Source organism: Pradoshia sp. TA40_28 (assembly GCF_059694525.1).
The window spans coordinates 319087-340607 of the sequence record NZ_JCATZO010000002.1; the positions used below are offsets into that span (position 1 = coordinate 319087).

General features: G+C 38.3%; 23 protein-coding genes. All 23 read right to left on the reverse strand.

Translation table 11 applies throughout. The annotated features are described in order from the left end of the window. Positions 1-2 precede the first annotated feature (2 nt). On the reverse strand, positions 3-1226 hold the full coding sequence (gene fliY, locus AC58NB_RS03560) for a flagellar motor switch phosphatase FliY (protein ID WP_497425445.1): 1224 nt from the start codon (positions 1224-1226) through the stop codon (positions 3-5). Beyond that, entirely contained in the window at positions 1219-2217 is a 999-nt protein-coding gene (gene fliM / locus AC58NB_RS03565) for a flagellar motor switch protein FliM (protein WP_497425446.1), read from the reverse strand. Before fliM ends, fliY begins: the two co-directional genes overlap by 8 nt. 42 nt (positions 2218-2259) lie before the next feature. Continuing rightward, positions 2260-2685, reverse strand: a complete 426-nt coding sequence (gene fliL / locus AC58NB_RS03570) for a flagellar basal body-associated protein FliL (protein ID WP_497425447.1) — start codon at positions 2683-2685, stop codon at positions 2260-2262. Further along, complete coding sequence (locus AC58NB_RS03575; RefSeq protein WP_497425448.1) at positions 2675-2896, reverse strand: flagellar FlbD family protein; 222 nt, start codon at positions 2894-2896, stop codon at positions 2675-2677. Before AC58NB_RS03575 ends, fliL begins: the two co-directional genes overlap by 11 nt. Before the next feature lie 47 nt (positions 2897-2943). Next, complete coding sequence (flgG, locus tag AC58NB_RS03580; protein WP_497425449.1) at positions 2944-3729, reverse strand: flagellar basal body rod protein FlgG; 786 nt, start codon at positions 3727-3729, stop codon at positions 2944-2946. A gap of 82 nt (positions 3730-3811) precedes the next feature. Further along, positions 3812-4201: a TIGR02530 family flagellar biosynthesis protein gene (locus tag AC58NB_RS03585; protein ID WP_497425450.1), complete on the reverse strand. Its 390-nt coding sequence runs from the start codon at positions 4199-4201 to the stop codon at positions 3812-3814. Between the two features lie 16 nt (positions 4202-4217). Further along, positions 4218-4853: a flagellar hook assembly protein FlgD gene (flgD, locus tag AC58NB_RS03590; RefSeq protein ID WP_497425451.1), complete on the reverse strand. Its 636-nt coding sequence runs from the start codon at positions 4851-4853 to the stop codon at positions 4218-4220. A gap of 11 nt (positions 4854-4864) precedes the next feature. After that, positions 4865-6205: a flagellar hook-length control protein FliK gene (locus AC58NB_RS03595; RefSeq protein ID WP_497425452.1), complete on the reverse strand. Its 1341-nt coding sequence runs from the start codon at positions 6203-6205 to the stop codon at positions 4865-4867. Between the two features lie 15 nt (positions 6206-6220). Continuing rightward, positions 6221-6853, reverse strand: a complete 633-nt coding sequence (locus AC58NB_RS03600) for a MotE family protein (protein ID WP_497425453.1) — start codon at positions 6851-6853, stop codon at positions 6221-6223. A 14-nt stretch (positions 6854-6867) separates the two neighbouring features. Continuing rightward, positions 6868-7308: a flagellar export protein FliJ gene (gene fliJ, locus AC58NB_RS03605; RefSeq protein ID WP_497425454.1), complete on the reverse strand. Its 441-nt coding sequence runs from the start codon at positions 7306-7308 to the stop codon at positions 6868-6870. A gap of 4 nt (positions 7309-7312) precedes the next feature. Next, the gene (fliI, locus tag AC58NB_RS03610) at positions 7313-8623 is read right to left on the reverse strand and encodes a flagellar protein export ATPase FliI (RefSeq protein WP_497425455.1); all 1311 of its coding nucleotides are present in this window, start codon (positions 8621-8623) and stop codon (positions 7313-7315) included. Beyond that, positions 8620-9384: a flagellar assembly protein FliH gene (fliH, locus tag AC58NB_RS03615; RefSeq protein ID WP_497425456.1), complete on the reverse strand. Its 765-nt coding sequence runs from the start codon at positions 9382-9384 to the stop codon at positions 8620-8622. Before fliH ends, fliI begins: the two co-directional genes overlap by 4 nt. Beyond that, complete coding sequence (fliG, locus tag AC58NB_RS03620) at positions 9377-10396, reverse strand: flagellar motor switch protein FliG (RefSeq protein ID WP_497425457.1); 1020 nt, start codon at positions 10394-10396, stop codon at positions 9377-9379. Before fliG ends, fliH begins: the two co-directional genes overlap by 8 nt. 15 nt (positions 10397-10411) lie before the next feature. After that, entirely contained in the window at positions 10412-12004 is a 1593-nt protein-coding gene (fliF, locus tag AC58NB_RS03625; RefSeq protein ID WP_497425458.1) for a flagellar basal-body MS-ring/collar protein FliF, read from the reverse strand. A 114-nt stretch (positions 12005-12118) separates the two neighbouring features. Further along, positions 12119-12418, reverse strand: coding sequence for a flagellar hook-basal body complex protein FliE (gene fliE, locus AC58NB_RS03630; RefSeq protein ID WP_497425545.1), 300 nt, complete (start codon positions 12416-12418; stop codon positions 12119-12121). Between the two features lie 24 nt (positions 12419-12442). Then, the gene (locus AC58NB_RS03635) at positions 12443-12961 is read right to left on the reverse strand and encodes a flagellar basal body rod protein FlgC (RefSeq protein ID WP_497425459.1); all 519 of its coding nucleotides are present in this window, start codon (positions 12959-12961) and stop codon (positions 12443-12445) included. 2 nt (positions 12962-12963) lie between these two features. Next, positions 12964-13356, reverse strand: a complete 393-nt coding sequence (gene flgB / locus AC58NB_RS03640; protein ID WP_497425546.1) for a flagellar basal body rod protein FlgB — start codon at positions 13354-13356, stop codon at positions 12964-12966. A 566-nt stretch (positions 13357-13922) separates the two neighbouring features. Beyond that, on the reverse strand, positions 13923-14699 hold the full coding sequence (codY, locus tag AC58NB_RS03645) for a GTP-sensing pleiotropic transcriptional regulator CodY (RefSeq protein ID WP_497425460.1): 777 nt from the start codon (positions 14697-14699) through the stop codon (positions 13923-13925). A 130-nt stretch (positions 14700-14829) separates the two neighbouring features. Further along, positions 14830-16245, reverse strand: a complete 1416-nt coding sequence (hslU, locus tag AC58NB_RS03650; protein WP_497425461.1) for an ATP-dependent protease ATPase subunit HslU — start codon at positions 16243-16245, stop codon at positions 14830-14832. Positions 16246-16261: 16 nt separating this feature from the next. Next, positions 16262-16804, reverse strand: coding sequence for an ATP-dependent protease subunit HslV (hslV, locus tag AC58NB_RS03655; RefSeq protein WP_497425462.1), 543 nt, complete (start codon positions 16802-16804; stop codon positions 16262-16264). Between the two features lie 40 nt (positions 16805-16844). Beyond that, the gene (xerC, locus tag AC58NB_RS03660; RefSeq protein ID WP_497425463.1) at positions 16845-17753 is read right to left on the reverse strand and encodes a tyrosine recombinase XerC; all 909 of its coding nucleotides are present in this window, start codon (positions 17751-17753) and stop codon (positions 16845-16847) included. 54 nt (positions 17754-17807) lie between these two features. Continuing rightward, entirely contained in the window at positions 17808-19112 is a 1305-nt protein-coding gene (trmFO, locus tag AC58NB_RS03665) for an FADH(2)-oxidizing methylenetetrahydrofolate--tRNA-(uracil(54)-C(5))-methyltransferase TrmFO (RefSeq protein ID WP_497425464.1), read from the reverse strand. 162 nt (positions 19113-19274) lie between these two features. Then, positions 19275-21350: a type I DNA topoisomerase gene (topA, locus tag AC58NB_RS03670; protein ID WP_497425465.1), complete on the reverse strand. Its 2076-nt coding sequence runs from the start codon at positions 21348-21350 to the stop codon at positions 19275-19277. Positions 21351-21521: the final 171 nt, after the last annotated feature.

Consider the following 21521-nt stretch of genomic DNA (forward strand, 5'->3'; position numbering starts at 1 on the left):
GCTTACTTTAATTTTTTCAAGCGATCGGTTTTGCTGATGATATCCGTTACCCGAACACCAAAGTTTTCATCAATTACAACTACTTCCCCTTTAGCAATCAATCGATTATTCACCAAAATATCGACAGGTTCTCCCGCTAATTTATCCAATTCAATAATAGAACCTGAAGACAATCCAAGAATTTCTTTAACAGATCGATTGGTTCTACCCAGTTCAACCGTTACTTGCAAAGGAATATCCAGTAACATATTGAGATTATTAGCTTCTTTCTCCTCCAGTTGATGTACCGGTTCGAATTCCGAAAACGTAGCAGGCTGCACCTGGACAGGCTGACTATTCACTACAGAATTCATTCCAAGATGCTGATTGCTTTGCATGTATTGCTGAGACTCACCTTTCAACCTATCATCTTCATAAATACGCTGCTCCTGATAAGCCCTATTAGAAGTCGTATCTGGCATTAACACGTCTCCTACAATAGCATCTGGTTCCTCTCCCTTCATGGAATCAGTAGCCGAATGCGCTTTGGTAGGTGTATCCACATTGCCATACGTTTGACCCAACAACTCACCTACTAAACTTCTGGCAAAATCTGCAGGTAATAATTGCATAATATACGAATCGATTAAATTACCAATCTTCAATCTAAACGATACTTTAACTAGCAATTCATCCTTTGGAATAACATCATGCCCTGCTCCCTCAGGTAAATCAATAAGTTCTATTGAAGGAGGTGAAATGTCAACACGTTTATTAAAAACCGTAGACATAGAGGTTGCGGCAGAACCCATCATTTGATTCATGGCTTCCTGTACAGCACTGAGATGGATCTCTGATAAGTCAGTGGCCGGAGATTGCCCATCTCCTCCGAGCATCAAATCAGCAATAATAGCTGCATCTGACTGCTTTATGACTAGTAGATTAGCTCCGATAAATCCTTCTGTATATTCCACTTGAATAGCTACATATGGCTGCGGAAATTCCTCCGCCAGTTTTTCACTGGCAATTAAGGATACTAAGGGAGTTGTGATAGCCACTTTTTGATTTAATAGCATCGATAGAGCCGTCGCTGAACTACCGAACGAAATATTCCCTATTTCCCCAAGAGTATCCTGCTCCATTGTTGAAAAATAATCTCCTATCATTGGAGCAGCACTGAAGTCATCCTGCCCCGAGCTATCTAATAAGGCATCAATCTCTTCTTGTGTAAGTCTTTCATTATTCATCTATCTCGTCTCCCCCTTTCAAGTTCTCTAATATTTGAATACCAATCTTCTTATTTACCTTACCTGCCTGTCCAAGAAATTTAGGCACATCACCAACAGATATCACAACCGGACGGTCAATCGGCTGGCCTAACTCAATGACATCTCCTTCAGAAAGGTTTAAGAAATCCTGAATTGAAATATCAGCAGTGCCCAATTGAACAACCAGAGGTAACTCCGCTGTGCGAACACGTTGTTCCAACATTTTCGATTCATTCGGTTCTCTTGTCTTTTTGCTTGTATGCATCCAATAGTGTACGGATAGTTTAGGTATGATTGGCTCCAATACTACATGCGGTATGCATATATTGATCATTCCGCTAACCTCACCAATTGCGATATTTAATGAAATAACAACAACCGTATCATTAGGGGAAACCATTTGTAGAAATTGCGGATTTACTTCAAATTCAGATAATTCCGTGTTTATATCTGCAATGGTCGACCAAGCTTCTTTTAAATTTTCAAAAGCACGCTCAAACAGGTTGGACATAATTTTTGTTTCAATTTCTGTAAGGCTTTCTACTTTATTAAAACTTGCCCCTCTGCCGCCCAGCACCCTGTCTAGCATGGTATAGGCTATATTAGGGTTAACTTCCATTAGGATTCGTCCATCTAAAGGAGGAACCTCAAAAACATTCAATATGGTCATTTTAGGCACAGAGCGTATAAATTCCTCATATGGAAGCTGATCTGCTGAAGCCACACTAATATTGACATATGTACGCAGTTGCGCTGAAAAATAAGTGGTCAATAAACGCGCAAAATTCTCATGTATTCTCGTTAAATTCCGAATCTGATCTTTGGAAAAACGTAAGGCTCTTTTAAAATCGTAAACTCTTACTTTTCTTTCATTTTCTTCCTTCTTTAATTCATCAGCATCCATTTCACCCGTTGATAATGCTGATAATAGTGCATCAATTTCATTCTGAGATAAAACCTCGCCAGACAATCGAATCACCTCCGTAGTTTCAAATACTATTATGTTGCTTTTTTATTGGAGAATGGACGAGGTTGTATAAATTTCAATAACCTTACCTTCCTGCATCAGCCCATTTACTTGTGCCTTAAGTTTATTTTCGAATTCCAGTTTGCCTTTTTTATCATTAAGTTGATCAGCTTTCATTTCCGCTAACTCCGTAATAACGATATCATTTACCTGAAAAATTCGTTTGTCCAATTCTTCTTTTGCTTTTTTATTATCTGTTTCCATCATGTACGATACACGGATTAACGTATCGTCCGCTAAGTTAGTCGTAATTTCGGGTATTTCAACGGAATATTTAATAACTTCATCAATACTTGGCTCTTTTTCAGAAGATTGGTCTGTATTATTCATTAAGACAACCACTCCGATAATCCCCAGCAAAGAAATTGCTGCCAGAAAAACAAGTATGATTGTCATCATTTTATTCTTCATTGTCATCCTCCTGGTCATGCTGATGCCCTAAAACATTTATGCTGCGATAAAAATGATTAATTGAATGGATAATCTCATCCTCAGCGTTCGCTACGATCAGCTTTTTGCCATTCGTCAGCGTAATGGTTGTATCAGGATTGGCTTCTACGGATTCAATATATAAAGCATTTAAAAAATAGGTCTTCCCGTTCAATTTCGTTACCAATATCATAATTGGGAGGGCTAAAGAATCATTTTAGCCCCTGCCTCCTTTACTCATTACCTTTTAAGATTAACTAATTCCTGCAGTATCTCATCGGATGTTGTAATAATTCGTGTGTTCGCCTGAAAACCACGCTGTGCCACAATCATCTCCGTAAATTCCTCTGACAAATCCACATTTGACATTTCAAGTCGCCCCGATGAAAGTTTCCCTCTTCCATCTGTATCAGCTGTTCCAATATTCGGAGTACCAGAGTTTACAGATTCCTGGAATGTATTATTTCCAGCCTTTGTTAAACCGGCCGGATTGTTAAATTTAGCAATGGTAATCGTTCCAAGGTCTACATTAGCTCCATTAGCATCGACACCCGTAATCTTGCCGCCCTGGCCGATGCTAAAGCTTGCTACACCTGAAATGATGATATCCCCTTGTTCCCCTTGCACCTTAAATCCTTCACTCGTAACCAGCACGCCATCCTCATCTAAATAAAAATTCCCAGCACGCGTGTAAAATTCTGCATTTCCATTTTTAACAGCAAAATATCCGTCACCTTCAATGGAAAGATCCAGTGTACGATTCGTCGTTTGGGCACTTCCCTGAGTATCGATATTATCTATAGAAGCCAAAGAGCTGCCAAGCCCGACTTGTACGGCATTTGTTCCGCCCTTGTCAGCTGTAGCTGCACTGGCTCCTGAAACTGTTTGGCTCATTGTATCTTTAAATGTTACCCTGCCTTTTTTATAACCATATGTGTTCACATTTGCGATGTTATTCCCGATCACATCCAGTTTTGTTTGGAAGTTTTTTAATCCGCTAATACCAGAGTACATGGAACGTAACATAGTATTTTCCCCTTTCAACTTGGCTGTATCAGTCATTCAACAGCCACGGCTTCCTCAACCCGAGGTCCAGCCAATTCCTAATTTAATTTAAAATAATTGCCCCATTAATATTGGTGAAGATTTGCGTGCCCGCTTCTGCTTTATCCATCGCTGTAATCACTGTATTATTTTTGGCATTGACAATAAGCGCTGCATTATCCATTAAAACCAGTGATTCGTTTAAACCCTTTCGCCTTGCTTCTGCAAGCTTTTCCTCAAGCTGGCCCCACTGTTGTTCATTAATCTGTAAATTCCGCTGTTGAATTCGCTGTTCTGCGTGTTTACTGATTGTAATCCCTTTATTACTTTGATCTATTGCCGGCCTAAGAAAGCTTTCAAATGATTCTTTTCCACTATTCTGTTGTACTTTTTGCTGGTTTTTTAGTGGATTAGCAACTTGTGTAAGCGGCCTGTAACTAATACGTTGGTCCATTGACTTCGCCTCTTCTTTATCCTACTTTAATCAACTGATTTAGAAGCAATGCTGTTTTCGCTTCGTCATTCACCTCGAGTTTAACCTGACCATCCTTTTGGAAGACCGAGGAGACAAGCGCATTACGTTCTGTTCCTTCAGCATCTAGCCAGCTCACTTGTTTCCCAATTAAACGGCTCGCTTCAACAAGGCTGTTTCCTGCTGAAAGCTCGTTTACAGAAGAAATATTCGCGGGCTCTAAAACAGTTCCGTCTTCAAGAATAAACTTCACACTATCCTCCACAAACTGAATGGATTTTACTTTACCAGTACCTTCTTTTACTTCTGTTTGATTGCTTTCATTATTGGTGTTTGCTATTTTATGATAGGTTACTTCCTGCCCAACTAACTGAGAATATGTGATTAATAGGTTTTGATTTTGAGATTCTAAAAAGTTCCCTAATGTTGTATTCATATTTGTCATTTGCTCAAGGCTCGAAAAGGTTGCCATTTGTGCGATAAATTCAGTGTTTTCCATGGGGCTGGTTGGGTCCTGATTTTGTAATTGAGTCAGCAATAACTTCAGGAAATCATCTTTATCCAAGTTATTCTTCACTTCCCTTGGTTGAGACTGCAGGGAACTATATAAGAGACTTGTATCTATTGTTGTCAATGTAACTCCTCCTATATCTCTTGATTAATCATCGAGTCTTCGAGAACACTTAAAAACCCTGTGTATGATTCTTCTTCCATGTCGTCAAAATGATCCTCAGCAAGATTTTCATTCTGATGATCTCTTCTCTTTTCTCGATTTGATTCTTCCTGATGCTGTGCGTCAGCTTTTTGTTCAAACTCTATTTTGTCTAGTTGAATGCCTTGTGACGATAGGGACACTCTTAACCCTTGGATTTGCGACTCTATTAGCTCTTTTCCACTTTGAGTGTTGGCCATTATTCTAGCCACCATTTTGCCGTCTTTTTGCATGAGTTCAATTTGTAATGTCCCGAGATTTTCCGGTGTTAATCTGACAAGCAATCTCTGGACCCCATTTTGATTCGTATAATTTGCTCTAGACAATATAGATTCAAATGTTTTTATGAACTCATCCGCTCCAAGTGCCTGCCCATTTTTTTCAAGGACCAAGGTCGAACTCAGCTGCTGTGTTTGCAATTGAAGTTCACCAATCATAACGGTTTGATTTAACGGTATGTCCGGATTTTTATTCATTATTGGATTGTATATCATAGGATTCTCGCTGTTTTTGATGTTAATTGGACGGTGTCCGGCTTGTTGATTGTATACTTTCATTCCTATATCTCTCATGAAGCCAGTATAGTTCTTCCTTACAGTAGATTCTTCTTGCTGCCCTTTTGCATGTATGCTTGACAGCTTATCCTTCCATTTCGATAAAAGGACAGTTAGTTCACTTACATTTTCTGCAACTTCTTGATTGAGTACTACATGCTCATTGCTCATAACAATCAATTTTCCAGCATTCAGTAGAGTAAGAAATGCTTGTTGTTTTTCACTTGTTAAACCTTCAAATGAGCTTGACAGCCCCCTATTTAAAAGGCCATTCAGTGTACCGATATCCTCATTTGATGGAGGTAATTTAGTAAAATCCGTTTGTTTAATTATGCTCTGGTCGCCCATTAATTGGTCCAACGCTTCTTTAATCGTTTCAGAGGGTTGACTGCCCAGTAGATTCTGAATAAATTCCAAGTTGCTGAGGTCACTCTGATCATGGTTAATCAGGAGATTTAATAAGGCAAATGCTCCATCCATTTCTTCAAGCCCCTCTATATCCAGAAAACTTAACGTAGCACCTAATTCCACACTTTCATCCGGATTTTCATCTAGTAGGATCTCTGGGTCCTCTTTTTGAGCGAGCCCCTTTTCAGTTTGAAGTATCGTTAGAAAATACTTGCCATCTGTTTTTTTGCTAATTAATTGAGAGTTATTTTTAGATATGTCTGTTGCTGCTTTTACCATTTGATTGTTAAGCAATACACCAGTCTGATTCATTCGTTCACCTCCTTTCTATTTTTTCGAACTCCCTTCTATTTCCTCTGCTTTTTCTTTTTCAGCCGTAATTTTCACCATTAACGCGGCTGCTTTCTTTGCTTCTAGTTTCTCCATAATGGCAGCCAGACTATCTGTTGTTATGGAGGAAAGTATCTTCACGGCTTCTTTCTCACTCATTTCTGCCACAATTAAGGCAGCTTGCTTAGGTGCCATTTTTTCGTAGGTGTCTACTATATCTTGAAATGACTTGGAGGTCTGTTCCTCTTTTTGATCAAGTTCTGATATCGTCTGCTCCAGTTGTTCTACCGTTAGCTGACTTCGCTTTAGCTCCTGCTCTTTGTTATCCAGAATTTTTTCCAGACTGGCTGCTTCATCCACTTGATCTTTCAGTTGAGACTTTAGCTTTGCTATCTCTTTCACATAGATGGCTTGATTCGTTTGATCCGTTTGTTTTTCTGCCTTCTCTTCTTTCTCACCTAAAAAAGGAATGTGTTCAACTAGTTTCTCGACTTGTCCACCTATACTTTTACCTGAAATAACTGCCGTGATTAACACAGCGCCAACGATAAATATTAGAACGATCAACATGATAAGAAACATATGCAACTCGCCTAATCCTTTATTTTCCTGTTCTTCCTTACGATCCAACTACTACGCCTCCATCATGAACGGCTCATATATTGTTGAATAGATATTTCATCCATTTGCCGGTTTTCTTCATATTTCATCGTATTAAAATATCTTTGAAAATCTTTTTCTTTTATTTTCTCGTATTTTTTCACTTCTACATTTTTCTCAATTAGAAGCTGATGATAGAATTGCATTTTTGATCGTGTTTCCATCACGCGCTTCTGATAATGCGCAATCATTTTTTCATGATTTTCCAAAAAGTTCTGATTATGCCTTACCTGCTGAACTGATAATCCAAGCTTTAATTGTTCTGATTGTAAATCCAATAATTCTTCTTTCTTTTTCAGCATTTGGTATAGATGCTCGGCTTCTGATTCAAATTCTTTTACTGCTTCTGTATATCTCGACTTGGAATCATTCTTTTCTTTTTCTTTTAACGTTAAAATCTTTTCAAATTTATACTGGTAGCGCATGAAGTCATCCACCCATTTCAATTAATAATTGCAATTGTTCGATACTCTGTTGTTCCGTAACTTTTTCATTAACACCCTGTTTTAAATACTCAATAATTGCTGGATATTTTTGAATTGCTTCATCAATGATTGGATTGGATCCTCTTTTATATGCACCAATATTAATTAAATCCTCAGCTTCCAGATAAGCAGACATGAACTGCCTGACCTTTTCAGCCGCTTTTGCATGAGCAGGGTCTATGATATGTGCCATGATTCTACTAATACTCTTTAAAATATTGATTGCCGGAAATTGTCCCTTATTGGCAAGATCCCTATCTAAAACAAAATGTCCATCCAATATTCCCCGTACTGTATCAGCAATAGGCTCATTCATATCATCGCCATCTACCAATACGGTATAAAAGGCCGTTATCGTCCCTTTGCTATTTGTACCAGTTCTCTCAAGCAATCTAGGAAGAATACTAAATACAGATGGAGTATATCCTTTTGTTGTTGGCGGTTCTCCAACAGCCAAGCCCAATTCTCTCTGTGCCATAGCCACCCTCGTAACGGAATCCATCATCAACATGACATTCATCCCTCGATCTCGGAAAAATTCTGCTATTGCGGTTGCCGTATAGGCCGCCTTGATTCTCATTAATGGCGGTTGATCTGAAGTGGCCACAACCACTATGGATCTTTTTAATCCTTCCGGACCTAAGTCTCTTTCAATAAATTCCCGGACCTCTCTGCCCCGCTCACCAACAAGAGCAATCACATTTAGATCAGCAGTTGTATTCCTAGCAATCATCCCCAGCAACGTACTTTTTCCTACTCCGCTTCCGGCAAATATACCAACTCTTTGGCCTTTTCCTACTGTTAATAGACTATCAATCATGCGGACACCTGTTTCAATACCTTCATCAATAGGAGGACGTGACAATGGATTGGGAGGATCCTGTTCTGTAGCCACCGAAGATAACCCGTATGGAAGCGCTCCTCCATCAAGCGGATTGCCAATTGCATCGAGTGCTTTTCCTATTAAACCCGTGCCCACTTTTATCTCAAGCGGCTTCCTGGTCGCTTCTACAATCGAACCGGGTGATATTTCACTAACGGCACTGTATGGCATTAAAATGACAATCTCATCTCGAAAACCCACTACTTCAGCCTTTATTTTTTGGTTTTTACCAGTATGAATCAAACACATATCTCCAATTGAGCTAGCCGGTCCCTGAGACTCAATCATAAGTCCAACTACCCTTTTAATTCGGCCATACCTTTTAAACGTATCAAGGTGATCAATTTGTTCTATTAATTGAGAGATAATCATGAGAGACCCTCCTCAAGTAATTCCAGCAGCTTAATCCTGACTTGCTCCAGCTGTTCATCCACACTTGCCACCAGCCGGCCATTCGAAGACTCGATTACACAACCACTCTCATCTAATTCATCATTCGGATAGATATAGAATTCTGTTTCTCTTGGGAACAGTGACATCAATTCCTTCTTATGAGAAAGGATAAATGAATAATGGAAGGGGTGAACATGTAGTTCAATATTTTTATATTCTCTTGCTTCCTTGATCGCCTTCTTGACAACAAGCAAGTAATCTTCTTTATTTTCGTTTAAGTGTTGATTCATGATTTTTTCAGCGGCTTTTATCCCTAGGTTCAAAATCGTGAATTCAGAACTCTCCACAATCGATAGATATTCATTTTTTGCATTTAGTACGGTCTCTTTTGCATGATCCAGCAGTTGTTTATATTCTATCTGAGCATCCATCAACCCTTGTTCCTTGCCAGTCAAATACCCTTCCTGCCTGGCTTCTTCCATGAGTATTTGCTTCTCTGTATTCCAGCGATCCACTTCTTCCTGGATCTGTAATTGGATTTGATCGGCTTGTTTCTGAGCTTCATCTATAATAGCTCCTGCCTTTTTCGTCGCTTCCATTACTTCCTGATCCCTACTCTGGGTTACCCGAACCTCACTATGAGTTGGCTCGTTGTATTCATTTATTATTTTCCTAATTTGAATTAACTTTTTATTTTTGTCATGTGTATCAGCCAAATGCGACTTTATTATTCTAGACAATAATGTCATCTCCCCCGCCACGGGCTAAAACAATTTCTCCAGCATCCTCAAGGCGTCGAATGATCGCGACAATTCTTGATTGCGCTTCTTCCACATCACGTAAGCGAACTGGTCCCATAAATTCCATCTCTTCCGTAAATGTTTCGACCATACGTTTGGACATATTTTTATAAACGATCTCTTTCACTTCTTCACTGGCCACTTTAAGGGACAGCATCAGATCTTCATTTTCTACATCTTTAATCACCCGCTGAATAGCTCTGTTATCCAGTGTCACGATATCTTCAAATACAAACATCCGTTTCTTAATTTCTTCAGCTAATTCTGGGTCCTGAATTTCTAAAGCATCTAAAATAGTTCTCTCTGTGGACCGGTCCACTCCATTTAAAACTTCAACGACCGCTTCTATTCCTCCGGTTTGTGTATAGTCTTGCGTTACAGTTGCGGAGAGTTTTCTTTCAAGAATCTGTTCTACCTCATTGATTATTTCAGGAGAAGTACTATCCATTAAAGCAATCCGTTTTGCAATGTCTGCCTGCATATCGTGTGGAAGCTCAGATAATATTTGCCCTGCCTGTCCTGCTTCCAAATACGATAAAATTAAGGCAATCGTTTGAGGATGTTCATTTTGTATAAAATTCAATATTTGGCCTGGGTCTGCCTTTCTAACAAAATCAAATGGTTTCACCTGCAGGGAAGAAGTCAACCTGTTAATGATCGCTTGCGCTTGGTCATTGCCCAATGCTTTTTCTAAAACAGTCTTCGCATAACCAATCCCACCTTGCGAAATATAATCCTGAGCAAGTGCAATTGTATGAAACTCATCGACAATGTCCTCTTTTTCTTTTGGACCCACCTTGCGGACGCCTGAAATTTCCAGGGTCAGCTTCTCAATTTCCTCTTCCGACAGATGCTTATAAACATTTGCAGAAACATCAGGTCCCATTGAAATAAGCAATACTGCAGCCTTCTGTTTACCAGTTAAACTGTTTTTCATATCTCTAATAGACATGTTTTTCTGCCCCCCCTACTCTTCCGTTATCCATGATCTTAAGAGTTTCGCAAATTCATCCGGCTTTTCTTTTGCTAGTTTTTCAAGCTGTTTTCTTTTAATAGTCGCTTCTGACTCTGCTTCCTCTTCAATATTGGACACCACAACAGGAGGGATTGGTTCTTCATACTCATTTATCTCATCTTCTTTATTTTTACGTGATTTAATAATGAAAATAAGCAGGACAATGATCGCTAAAAGTAAAACACCACCAATTATATAAACCCACCAAGGAATACTACTTTCTGCTTGTTCGTCAAATGTAACTTTTCCATTAAACGGTTGGACTGATATCGCAATTTTCTCCTCTAATTGTTCATCCGTAAGCGGATCATTACTTTCTGATTTATCAATACTTGTTCGAACAATTGTTCCTAGAATATCTTTAATATCAGTAATTCGTTCTTCAGGAAGCGAATTAGTATCATCTGCTTTAGGTGGCTCCACCATGACCTGAATTCCAAGGTCTCTAACCTTGTATGGTGATTCACTAATCTCTTTACGTATTCTGTTTACCTCTTTATTAACGGTTTCCTCCGTCTTTTCATAATCTCCATTCCCATTTGATCCTTCCAGATATTGTGATCCGAGCGAATCTGATGCATCTTCGGTGACAGGTGTACCACCTTCTGCCCCTGCCTCTCCTGTATAGGCTTCAGATAATTTTTGGGCGCTGATCGTCAATCCTTCCATGTTCTCTTCATCCACAGGTTCTACAAGATTCTCTTCTCTATTTTCTTGGGTAAAGTCTACATCTGCTGTTACAGAAACAATGACTTTATCGGTTCCCATAATCGTTCCTAGCATCCCTTGGACGCGGCGTTGTATATCCTTTTCAATTTCTTTTTTTATTTCATTTTGAGAGGCGAAGCTATCCGAACTGCTGCTGCCATTATTTTTTAGGTCAAAGTACTCAAAATATTGATTCATGATGACGATATTATCTGTAGGGAGATTCGGAACGCTTTTTGAAACTAAATGATATAAGGCTTTTATTTGATTTTCTTCAAATTCCTGACCCGGTTTGGTATTTAATACAATAGATGCTGAAGCTTCCTCTTTCGTATCACTGACGAATACTCCCTTGTCAGGCAGCGTAAGGATGACCTCAACCTCTTGAACACCTTCAATCCCTTTAATAAGACCTGCAATTTCATTCTGCATGGCATCTTGTTTAATAACATTAAATTCATTATCAGTCATACCAAAACTTGCATTTTCACTAAAATATGAATAATCTATACTGCCGGATTTTGGAATCCCCTCTGCAGCCAGTTCAACCAACAGTGTTTCTACCATTTCACTTGGCACTAGTATGGTACTTCCGTTATCGGCAATTTCTGAGACGATTCCTCTGCCATCCAGATTCTCTTTAATTGATCCGGTTTCTGTCGGTGAAAGATTACTATATAAAGGAACGAGCGTAGTTCTTGAAGTGAAAAAAACAGTAGCCGCAGCAATTAGGATCAATGCTGCCGTAATGCCAATGTAGGTTGTTTTCTGTTTACCTGTACGGCTCTTCCAAAATTCTTTTATTTGATTACCAATTTTTATAAACGATTCTTTCATCATGATCCCCCGAACTTAGCTAGCTTGCATCAATATTAACGTCCACGGAGACTTCCCTGTCGTATGTTGGGAAATATTAATTTCGTTGGGACTGAGGCAAATTTATTAGTTTACTTACATATTCATTCGCATAATTTCCTGATAAGCTTCGACTGCTTTATTACGTACTTCCATTGTGGCCTGTAGAGTTATACTCGCTTTCTGTGATGCAATCATTACGTTATGCAAATCAACATCTTCACCAAGCGCCAATTTTTGTGTCATAGATGCTGAATCTTGCTGAGTTGTATTTATTTCTTCAATTGTTTTCTTTAAGACGGACGCAAAAGAGTTTTGAGCTTCGTATGGTGTAGTATTGGTTGATTTAGGTACTTTTTGTGTAAGAACAGAAGAAACAGCATTGTTTAATAAAATGGGTTCCAATTTATAACCTCCTCATTATTTGCCTATTTCAAGTGCTTTCATCAACATACCTTTAGAAGCATTGAATACCGTCACGTTTGCTTCGTAAGAACGTGTTGCACTTATTAAATCAACTGTTTCACGCAATGGATCAACATTAGGCATCTTTACATATCCCGTATTAGGATCAGCATCTGCATGGCTAGGATCATAAACTAATTTGAAATCTGGTTCTTCAATATATCCAGCCTCATTAGCTTCCGGATTACTTGGGTCATAAACCGTATTAACATCTTCCTTAATCGCAGTCACCTTTACCCCATTACCGACCTCATATTGTCCCGAATTATTCATAGCTGTATGCAGATAATCTGAGAAACCATTATTTTTGGTTTCTAATACAACTGACTTCCGTCGGTACGGTTGCCATTGCCCATCAACATATTCACCTCTTGTGGTTTCAGCATTGGCCATATTGGATGAAATCACATCCATACGAAGGCGCTGTGCAGTTAATGCACTTGATGTGATCTCCATGCCAGAGAACAGTCCCATTGTTAATTACCTCCCCTAATAACGCTTTGTAGCGTTTGGAAATTCCCATTAAGTCGTTCAACCAATGCATTGTAATAGATTTGGTTAGTAGCTAAATCGCTCATTTCACTATCCATATCCACACCGTTCCCTGCACTATTGTAATTCGCATTTTTACTAGTGACTTGTAACCCGTTATTTCCCAACTCTTTAAATTCAAAATGTTTGCTGTCCGTTTTAAATGATTGATTATTACTGTGTGTTGCTTGATCTAATACCGATTTAAAACTTACACCTTTCGCTTTATAATTAGGCGTGTCGACATTTGCAATATTTTGGGAGATTGTTTTAGATTTTAATGCCGAGTAATCCAGTCCCTGTTCAAGTAAGCTGACAGTGTTAGAAAATAGCTTCATATTCTCATCCTTTCTATCTTGAAGGGTTTCTCTATTCATCTATTTACAATGACACTTCTTCTATATAGTGGATATTTTTTCTATATACTACTATATTCACTAATATTTAGCGGCATAATATTACAAATTTATTTATTTATTGTACAAATATGACATTATAGTCATATTTATAAAATAATTGTCATATTTTATATTAAAGAAAATAGAGTAAAAATGATAAGTACAATAGTCCTATTTTGGTAAATAAATTATCTTTTTGTAGACTAATTTCAATAATTCTTCGTAAATTATCCAAATAAAAAACCGAAGTCATTGATCAGACCTCGGTTTTCCTAAAAATTCCCACTGTTAATTATACTTTTCTTTTGTTTCCACTGGATCGTCTCTTGAAAAAGCCTGTATAGGGTGAATTTCCATTTGCTCATATTATCAACTGATGATTAAACAATATATTCCAGATGGTACAAAAAATGAAGAGACAAAAAAACCGAAGTCATCATACTGAACTGCCCCCTGTCTACTTGACAGGGGGCAGTTCAATACAACTTCGGTTTTTTATTTCTTTTTTAGCGTTTTAATGCTTCAAGCTCATTTAAGAATTTAGCATTCAGTACTTTGATATAAGTACCTTTCATACCTAAAGAACGTGACTCAATAACACCGGCACTTTCTAATTTTCTTAATGCGTTAACAATAACTGAACGAGTAATTCCTACGCGATCAGCAATTTTGGAAGCAACTAACAATCCTTCACTACCTTTTAATTCTTCAAAGATGTGCTCAATTGCTTCTAATTCACTGTAGGATAAAGAGCTGATAGCCATTTGTACAACAGCCTTGCTTCTCGCTTCCTCTTCAATTTCTTCTGCTTTTTCGCGTAAAATTTCCATTCCAACAACGGTAGCTCCGTATTCGCCAAGAATCAAATCATCATCAGCAAATTTTTGTTCTACACGGGAGAGAATTAATGTACCTAAGCGCTCGCCACCGCCAACGATAGGGATAATTGTCGTCCAACCTGATTTAAACAAATCTTTGTTTTCTACAGGGAAAGCTGTATATTCACTTTCAACATCAATATTAGAAGATGTTTCCTTAATATTGAAAAGATTGTTTGTATACTCTTCCGGAAATTGACGATCTTCAAGCATTTTCTTCATACGTTCATTTTCGATTTGTTGGTTAATTTGGAAACCAAGTAATTTACCTCTGCGGCTAACAACGAAAATGTTCGCTTCAATAACTTCACTTAAGCTTTCAGCCATTTCCTTAAAGTTTACTTGCTTTCCGCTTGTTTGTTGTAACATCGAGTTTATTTTTCTAGTCTTATTCAGTAAATCCATTTTTCTTCCTCCTATAATGTCTTCTGTTATGGATATTTATTTAGCGTATTGAGTGACCAGGATAATGGAAAAGAGTAAAATGTAACTAATTAATTGTACCCTCGCGCAATAATCTGAAACATTTAACTATTTATAATATAAACTCACTTAAGTCTTTATTTTTAGATATTGCACCCAGTTTTTCATCCACATACTGAGGAGTAATCATAACTTTCCCCATCGAAATATCAGGAGCTTCAAAGGATAAATCTTCTAAAAGCTTTTCCATAATCGTATGTAATCTTCTCGCTCCAATATTATCCGTGTTTTGGTTCACTTCAAAAGCAACCTCAGCTATCCTACGAATAGCTTCGTCTGAAAATTCAATTTGTATACCTTCTGTTTCTAATAATGCAATATATTGTTTAATTAACGCATTATCTGGTTCTATTAATACTTTATAAAAATCATCCACAGATAATTTTTTAAGCTCTACTCTAATTGGGAAACGACCTTGCAATTCAGGAATAAGGTCAGATGGCTTTGCCATATGAAAAGCTCCTGCAGCAATAAATAACACATGATCGGTTTTAAGCGTTCCATATTTCGTGACAACTGTTGAACCTTCTACAACAGGAAGTATATCTCTTTGAACGCCCTCTCTCGATACATCTGCTGAAGAGGCCCCGCCGCTTTTACTTGCTACCTTATCTATTTCATCAATAAAGATGATACCAGTTTGCTCGGCACGCTCAATTGCTTGTTGAGTTACTTCGTCCATATCTATTAATTTTTGCGCTTCTTCATTTGCCAAAACTTTACGCGCATCTTTAATAGCCAATTTTCTTTTCTTCTGTTTTTTAGGCATAAGATTACTGAACGCATCTTGCATATTCATACCCATTTGTTCCATACCGGAACCTTGAAGCATATCAAACATAGAGGGTGGCTGTTCTTCCACCTCAACCGTAATCAAATCTTCTTCCAGCTCACCATTTAATAAACGTTCTTTTATTAATCTTCGTCTTTCGTAGATATTTCTTTCTTCTTCCTGATTATCTTGATCAGTTGCATTGGAAGTATCACCTGACGTACCAAAAATCATTTCCAGAGGGTTCTTAAAGGAAGAAGACTTTTTCCCTGAAGGGACAAGCAATTCGACAATTCGAGTATTGGCATTTTCTAATGCCTTATCTTTCACTTCAAGCATTCTTTCTTCTTTGACAAGCCTTACAGAAGTTTCAGCTAAATCACGAACCATGCTTTCCACATCACGCCCCACATAACCGACTTCCGTGAATTTAGTCGCTTCCACTTTAACAAAAGGCGCTTTTACTATTTTGGCTATTCTACGAGCTATCTCTGTTTTACCAACACCAGTTGGTCCAATCATAAGGATATTCTTAGGCACAACTTCATCCCGCAGAGTTTCTTTCAAGAGACCGCGTCTATATCTGTTTCGCAACGCAATAGCTACTGCTCTTTTAGCATCCGTTTGCCCAATTATGTATTGGTCCAATTTCTCAACGATTTGTCTTGGTGTTAGATTTTTGATGTCCTGTTTCATTAGGATCCTCCTTTGTTTATAGCTCTTCCAAAATAATATTTGAATTCGTATATACACAAATTTCAGATGCAATTGTTAATGAAGCATGAGCGATTTCTCTTGCTGTCATATTTTCTCCAGAAAATCGTTTTAACGCACGGCCGGAAGCCAATGCGTAATTCCCGCCAGAACCGATTGCCAATATACCATCATCAGGCTCAATCACTTCTCCGGTACCGGAAATCAAAAGCATATTATCCATGTCCATTACGATCAGCATAGCTTCAAGCTTACGTAAAACTTTATCACTTCTCCAGGATTTGGCTAGCTCCACTGCCGCACGTTGTAGATTTCCATTATATTCATGCAATTTGCTTTCGAACATTTCAAATAATGAAAAGGCATCTGCAACTGAGCCGGCAAAACCAGCTAAAACTTTTCCATTGAATAATTTTCTGACCTTTTTTGCAGTATGTTTCATTACAACAGCATTTCCCATTGTTACCTGGCCATCACCAGCCATAGCACATTCCCCATTATGTTGCACTGCAAAAATAGTAGTAGCATGAAATTGTTCCATAATACAACTCCCTCACTAAGATTAAGGCGATTCATTCTCTTTAAGCTCTTGGATGGCTGTTCCTATAAACTTCTCTTAGTCTTTCCTTACTGACATGCGTATAAACCTGCGTCGCTTGTATGCTTGAGTGACCAAGCAGTTCCTGTACAGAGCGTATATCCGCACCGCTATTCAAAAGATGTGTTGCAAAACTATGCCGTAACATATGTGGGTAGAGATGTTTGTTAACAGATGCCTTATCAATGATATTAGATAAAATATATCGAACTCCCCTAGGGGTTAAAGGGTTGCCTCTTTGGTTAACAAACAGATAAGCGTGCGATTGTACTGATTTTTTTATTAATTCATTTCTGGGACCATTAATATATTCCAATAATGCTTTTTTAGCATAGTCACCAAAAGGAATATATCGGTCCTTCTTTCCCTTTCCATGGGCAAGGACAGTCATGAGAGTAAAATCTAAATCACTCAGTTCTACGCTGCAGCATTCACTTACCCTCATACCTGTTGCATACAAGAGTTCCAATAAAGCCAAATCGCGCTTTCCTGCATCTGTAGTATGATCAATCGCTGAAAAGATAGCTTCCATCTCTTCCTCATACATAAACCGAGGCAGCCTCTGTTCTTTTTTGGGCAACGAAAGCATGGCAAATGGATTTTCGTCCACAATATTTTCCCTCATCAGAAACTTATAAAATGAACGTAAGCAAGAAATCTTCCTGCTGATGCTTCTTTTAGACAAATTCCGTTCAGTGAGATTCGTAACATATAATCGAGCATCAGGATACGTAACTGCTGTTAAATTGGAAATAACTTGCTCATTCATGAACAAGAAAAATTCCTCTATATCCTGTTGGTAATATGCAATAGTATATTTTGAATAGTTTTTTTCGATTTGTAAATACTTTATATAAAATTCTAAAGAAGTTTCAATATTCAAAACAGTCACCCCTTACAAAGGGTTACTAAATATTAACATATTACAGTAACCCTTGCAAATACTTTACAAACTATTCAAAAAGTTCCGAATTGTTTCTAAAGCTCGTTCAGCATGTGCCTCAGCTCGCTCTTGTTTGGATCTGATTTTTCTACCCAAGTCAGGGAACAAACCAAAGTTGGCATTCATCGGTTGGAAATTTTTCGCGTTTGTAGATGTGATATAGTGAGCCATGCTTCCCATTGCTGTTTCCTGTGGGAAGATAACTGGTTCCTGTCCTGAAGCCAACCGTGCCGCATTTACTCCAGCAATCAAGCCTGAAGCTGCTGATTCTACATATCCCTCAACACCGGTCATTTGACCCGCAAAGAATAAATTAGGTCTTGCTTTTAATTGATAAGTGGCTGCAAGAACTTTAGGTGAATTGATAAAAGTATTTCTGTGCATCACGCCATATCTCACAATTTCAGCATTTTCGAGCCCAGGAATCAATCTGATCACTTCTTTTTGCGGCCCCCATTTCAAATGGGTTTGAAATCCAACAATATTATATAATGTTCCAGCTGCATCATCCTGACGAAGTTGTACAACCGCATACGGACGTTTACCCGTTTTCGGATCTTCTAGACCAACTGGCTTCATCGGACCGAACAGCATTGTTTTCTTCCCACGTTTCGCCATCACTTCAATCGGCATGCAGCCCTCAAAGAAAATCTCCTTTTCAAACTCTTTCAATGGAACTGTTTCCGCTTCAATTAAAGCTTCATAAAAAGTATTAAATTCTTCTTCTGTCATCGGGCAATTTAAATAAGCTGCTTCCCCTTTGTCGTATCTTGATTTCAAGTAAACCTTATTTAAATCAATGCTATCTTTTTCTATTATTGGAGCAGCCGCATCGTAAAAATAGAAATAATCCTCACCTGTTAACTGGCTGATTTCTTTTGATAACAGCTCGCTTGTAAGAGGCCCTGTTGCAATAATGGTTATTTCATCCTTAGGTATTTCAGTTAATTCTTCATTATGAATGGTTACATTGGGATGATTTTTCAATGTCTCAGTGACTTTACCAGCAAATTCATGGCGGTCAACGGCAAGAGCTCCACCAGCTGGTACAGAACAATGATCAGCAGAATCCATAATAATTGAGTTTAATTGGCGCATTTCTTCTTTTAATACCCCAACTGCATTGGTTAAAGTATTAGCACGCAAAGAGTTACTGCAGACCAATTCAGCAAACTTGTCAGTATGGTGGGCCGGAGTTTGTTTTACAGGTCTCATTTCGTATAAATCAACCTTGATCCCTCTCTCAGCCAATTGCCAGGCCGCTTCACTACCGGCTAATCCGGCACCAACTACTATTACTTTTTTCATTTATGTATACCCTCCAACAATGTTTATTCCTTAAATTATCAAATCATGTAATAGATTGAAAATCTTTATTTGTTATACGTTTTGTTTAAGAAAAAGTTTCAGAAAACCCTGAAAGGTTACGTAAAAGAGTTAAGAAGGAAGAGCCTTTTAGCTCTTCCCTCTTTAACTTTGTGGCTCTTCCTTATATTCGCATTCAATACATTGAACTTGAACGCCTTTTTTAAGTTTTTTCTCAACTAGAGGCCCCTGACAATTAGGGCAAGGCCTTTGTAAAGGCTTATCCCATGAAACGAAATCACATGCTGGGTATCGATCACAGCCATAAAAGATGCGACGTTTTTTACTTTTTCGTTCGACAATATTGCCTTCTTGACATTTCGGACATTTTACGCCTATATCTTTGACAATTGGCTTTGTATTCCGGCAATCAGGGAAATTACTGCACGCCGCAAATTTTCCGTATCTTCCCATTTTGAACACCATTGGAGATCCACATTCTTCACATGATTCACCAGTAGGCTCATCCTTGATTTCGATTTCTTTCATTTCTTCTTCAGCCTTGGCTAAGTCCTTCTCGAATTCTTTATAGAAATGATCAATTATATTAACCCATTCAACTTCACCATCTTCTACACTATCCAGTTCGTTTTCCATTTTAGCAGTGAATTCTACATCCAGGATGTCAGGGAAAAATTCACTCATGACTTCTATAATAATCTCGCCAAGCTCTGTTGGAATAAAACGTTTATTATCTAAAGCGACATAGCCTCTTTTTTGAATTGTGTCGAGTGTTGGGGCATAAGTTGACGGCCTACCAATTCCTAATTCCTCGAGTGTTTTAACCAGCCTTGCTTCTGTATAACGCGGAGGCGGCTGAGTAAAATGCTGATTTGATTGGATGTCCTTCGAATATACAACATCCCCTTCTTTCAGATCAGGCAGTAAATTCTCTTTTTCTTCATTATTATCATCATTGCCTTCAATATATACTTTCATAAACCCGGCAAATTTTACTTTGGATCCATTTGCTCTAAAGACGATATCACCGTTCTTCAAATCGACGGCCATTGTGTCCATAATTGCATGTGCCATCTGACTGGCTACAAACCGTTCCCAAATTAGTTTATATAATCGGAATTGGTCTTTAGATAGATATTGCTTCATCACAGAAGGTTCCCTAACTACACTGGTTGGCCGTACTGCTTCATGGGCATCCTGTGTTCCAGATGTCTGCTTATCTTTCCGTTGGCTCTTAGGAAGATAATCTTCACCGAACTGAGATGTAATCCATTCTCTCGCCTCATTTTGAGCAGTCTCGGAAATCCTTGTTGAGTCTGTTCTCATATAAGTGATTAAACCGACAGTTCCTTCTTTGCCAATCTCAATACCTTCGTACAATTGCTGAGCAATCATCATGGTTTTCTTTGCTCTGAAATTTAGTTTACGAGCTGCTTCCTGTTGAAGGGACGAAGTTGTAAACGGAGGAGCAGGATTCCTTTTTCGTTCTTTCTTCGTTACCGATTGCACTAAGTATTCGTTTCCATTTACTTGCGAAAGTACATTCTTTACATCCTCTTCAGATTGCAATGGAATTTTCTTGCCATTTACTGAGTGGAAGTTAGCTTCAAAATCCTTCTTGCCTTTCAGAAAAGATCCGTTGATGGACCAGTATTCTTCCGGTGTAAAGGCATCAATTTCTTTTTCACGATCAATAATAAGACGTACTGCAACCGATTGAACACGCCCGGCACTTAAGCCTTTCTTTATTTTTTTCCAAAGAATTGGGCTTATACTGTATCCCACAATACGGTCTAACACTCTTCTCGCTTGCTGTGCATCTACCAAATTCATCTTAATGGGTCTTGGATGTTTGAATGATTCTTTAATCGCATCTTTCGTTATTTCATTGAATACGACACGGCAGTCAGAACTAACATCTACTCCGAGACTGTGAGCTAAATGCCACGCAATTGCTTCCCCTTCTCTGTCGGGGTCAGCTGCGAGATAAACTTTTTTAGCTTTTTTTGCGGCAGTCTTTAAATCTTTAAGTACATCACCTTTACCGCGAATGGTGATATATTTCAATTGATAATTATGTTCAAAATCTACACCCATCTGGCTCTTCGGTAAATCACGAACATGGCCCATGGATGCTTTAACTTTATATTTTTTTCCTAAATATTTTTCAATGGTTTTCGCTTTAGCAGGCGATTCCACTATAACTAAATAATCCGCCATTTCTTTCCTCCTTAAGAGGGTATCACTCTCTATATTCATGCATGTATGATTATGAAGGTTTAGTTTTACTTCTGTCAATGGTCTGTTCTGAGGAATTTTCCACTATTATTAACAATCAATATAATCTGAATACTCCTCATGACTCTATAAACCTTGTCTGAAGCACAATGT

Coding starts and splice junctions, on each gene's coding strand:
- fliL (WP_497425447.1), bottom strand. CDS start 2,685: ATGAAGAATAAAATGATGACAATCATACTTGTTTTTCTGGCAGCAATT.
- fliJ (WP_497425454.1), bottom strand. CDS start 7,308: ATGCGCTACCAGTATAAATTTGAAAAGATTTTAACGTTAAAAGAAAAA.
- fliY (WP_497425445.1), bottom strand. CDS start 1,226: ATGAATAATGAAAGACTTACACAAGAAGAGATTGATGCCTTATTAGAT.
- AC58NB_RS03575 (WP_497425448.1), bottom strand. CDS start 2,896: ATGATATTGGTAACGAAATTGAACGGGAAGACCTATTTTTTAAATGCT.
- hslU (WP_497425461.1), bottom strand. CDS start 16,245: ATGAAACAGGACATCAAAAATCTAACACCAAGACAAATCGTTGAGAAA.
- trmFO (WP_497425464.1), bottom strand. CDS start 19,112: ATGAAAAAAGTAATAGTAGTTGGTGCCGGATTAGCCGGTAGTGAAGCG.
- AC58NB_RS03595 (WP_497425452.1), bottom strand. CDS start 6,205: ATGAATCAGACTGGTGTATTGCTTAACAATCAAATGGTAAAAGCAGCA.
- AC58NB_RS03585 (WP_497425450.1), bottom strand. CDS start 4,201: ATGGACCAACGTATTAGTTACAGGCCGCTTACACAAGTTGCTAATCCA.
- fliI (WP_497425455.1), bottom strand. CDS start 8,623: ATGATTATCTCTCAATTAATAGAACAAATTGATCACCTTGATACGTTT.
- hslV (WP_497425462.1), bottom strand. CDS start 16,804: ATGGAACAATTTCATGCTACTACTATTTTTGCAGTGCAACATAATGGG.
- flgG (WP_497425449.1), bottom strand. CDS start 3,729: ATGTTACGTTCCATGTACTCTGGTATTAGCGGATTAAAAAACTTCCAA.
- flgB (WP_497425546.1), bottom strand. CDS start 13,356: ATGAAGCTATTTTCTAACACTGTCAGCTTACTTGAACAGGGACTGGAT.
- topA (WP_497425465.1), bottom strand. CDS start 21,350: ATGGCGGATTATTTAGTTATAGTGGAATCGCCTGCTAAAGCGAAAACC.
- fliG (WP_497425457.1), bottom strand. CDS start 10,396: ATGTCTATTAGAGATATGAAAAACAGTTTAACTGGTAAACAGAAGGCT.
- AC58NB_RS03635 (WP_497425459.1), bottom strand. CDS start 12,961: ATGGGACTGTTCTCTGGCATGGAGATCACATCAAGTGCATTAACTGCA.
- fliF (WP_497425458.1), bottom strand. CDS start 12,004: ATGAAAGAATCGTTTATAAAAATTGGTAATCAAATAAAAGAATTTTGG.
- codY (WP_497425460.1), bottom strand. CDS start 14,699: ATGGATTTACTGAATAAGACTAGAAAAATAAACTCGATGTTACAACAA.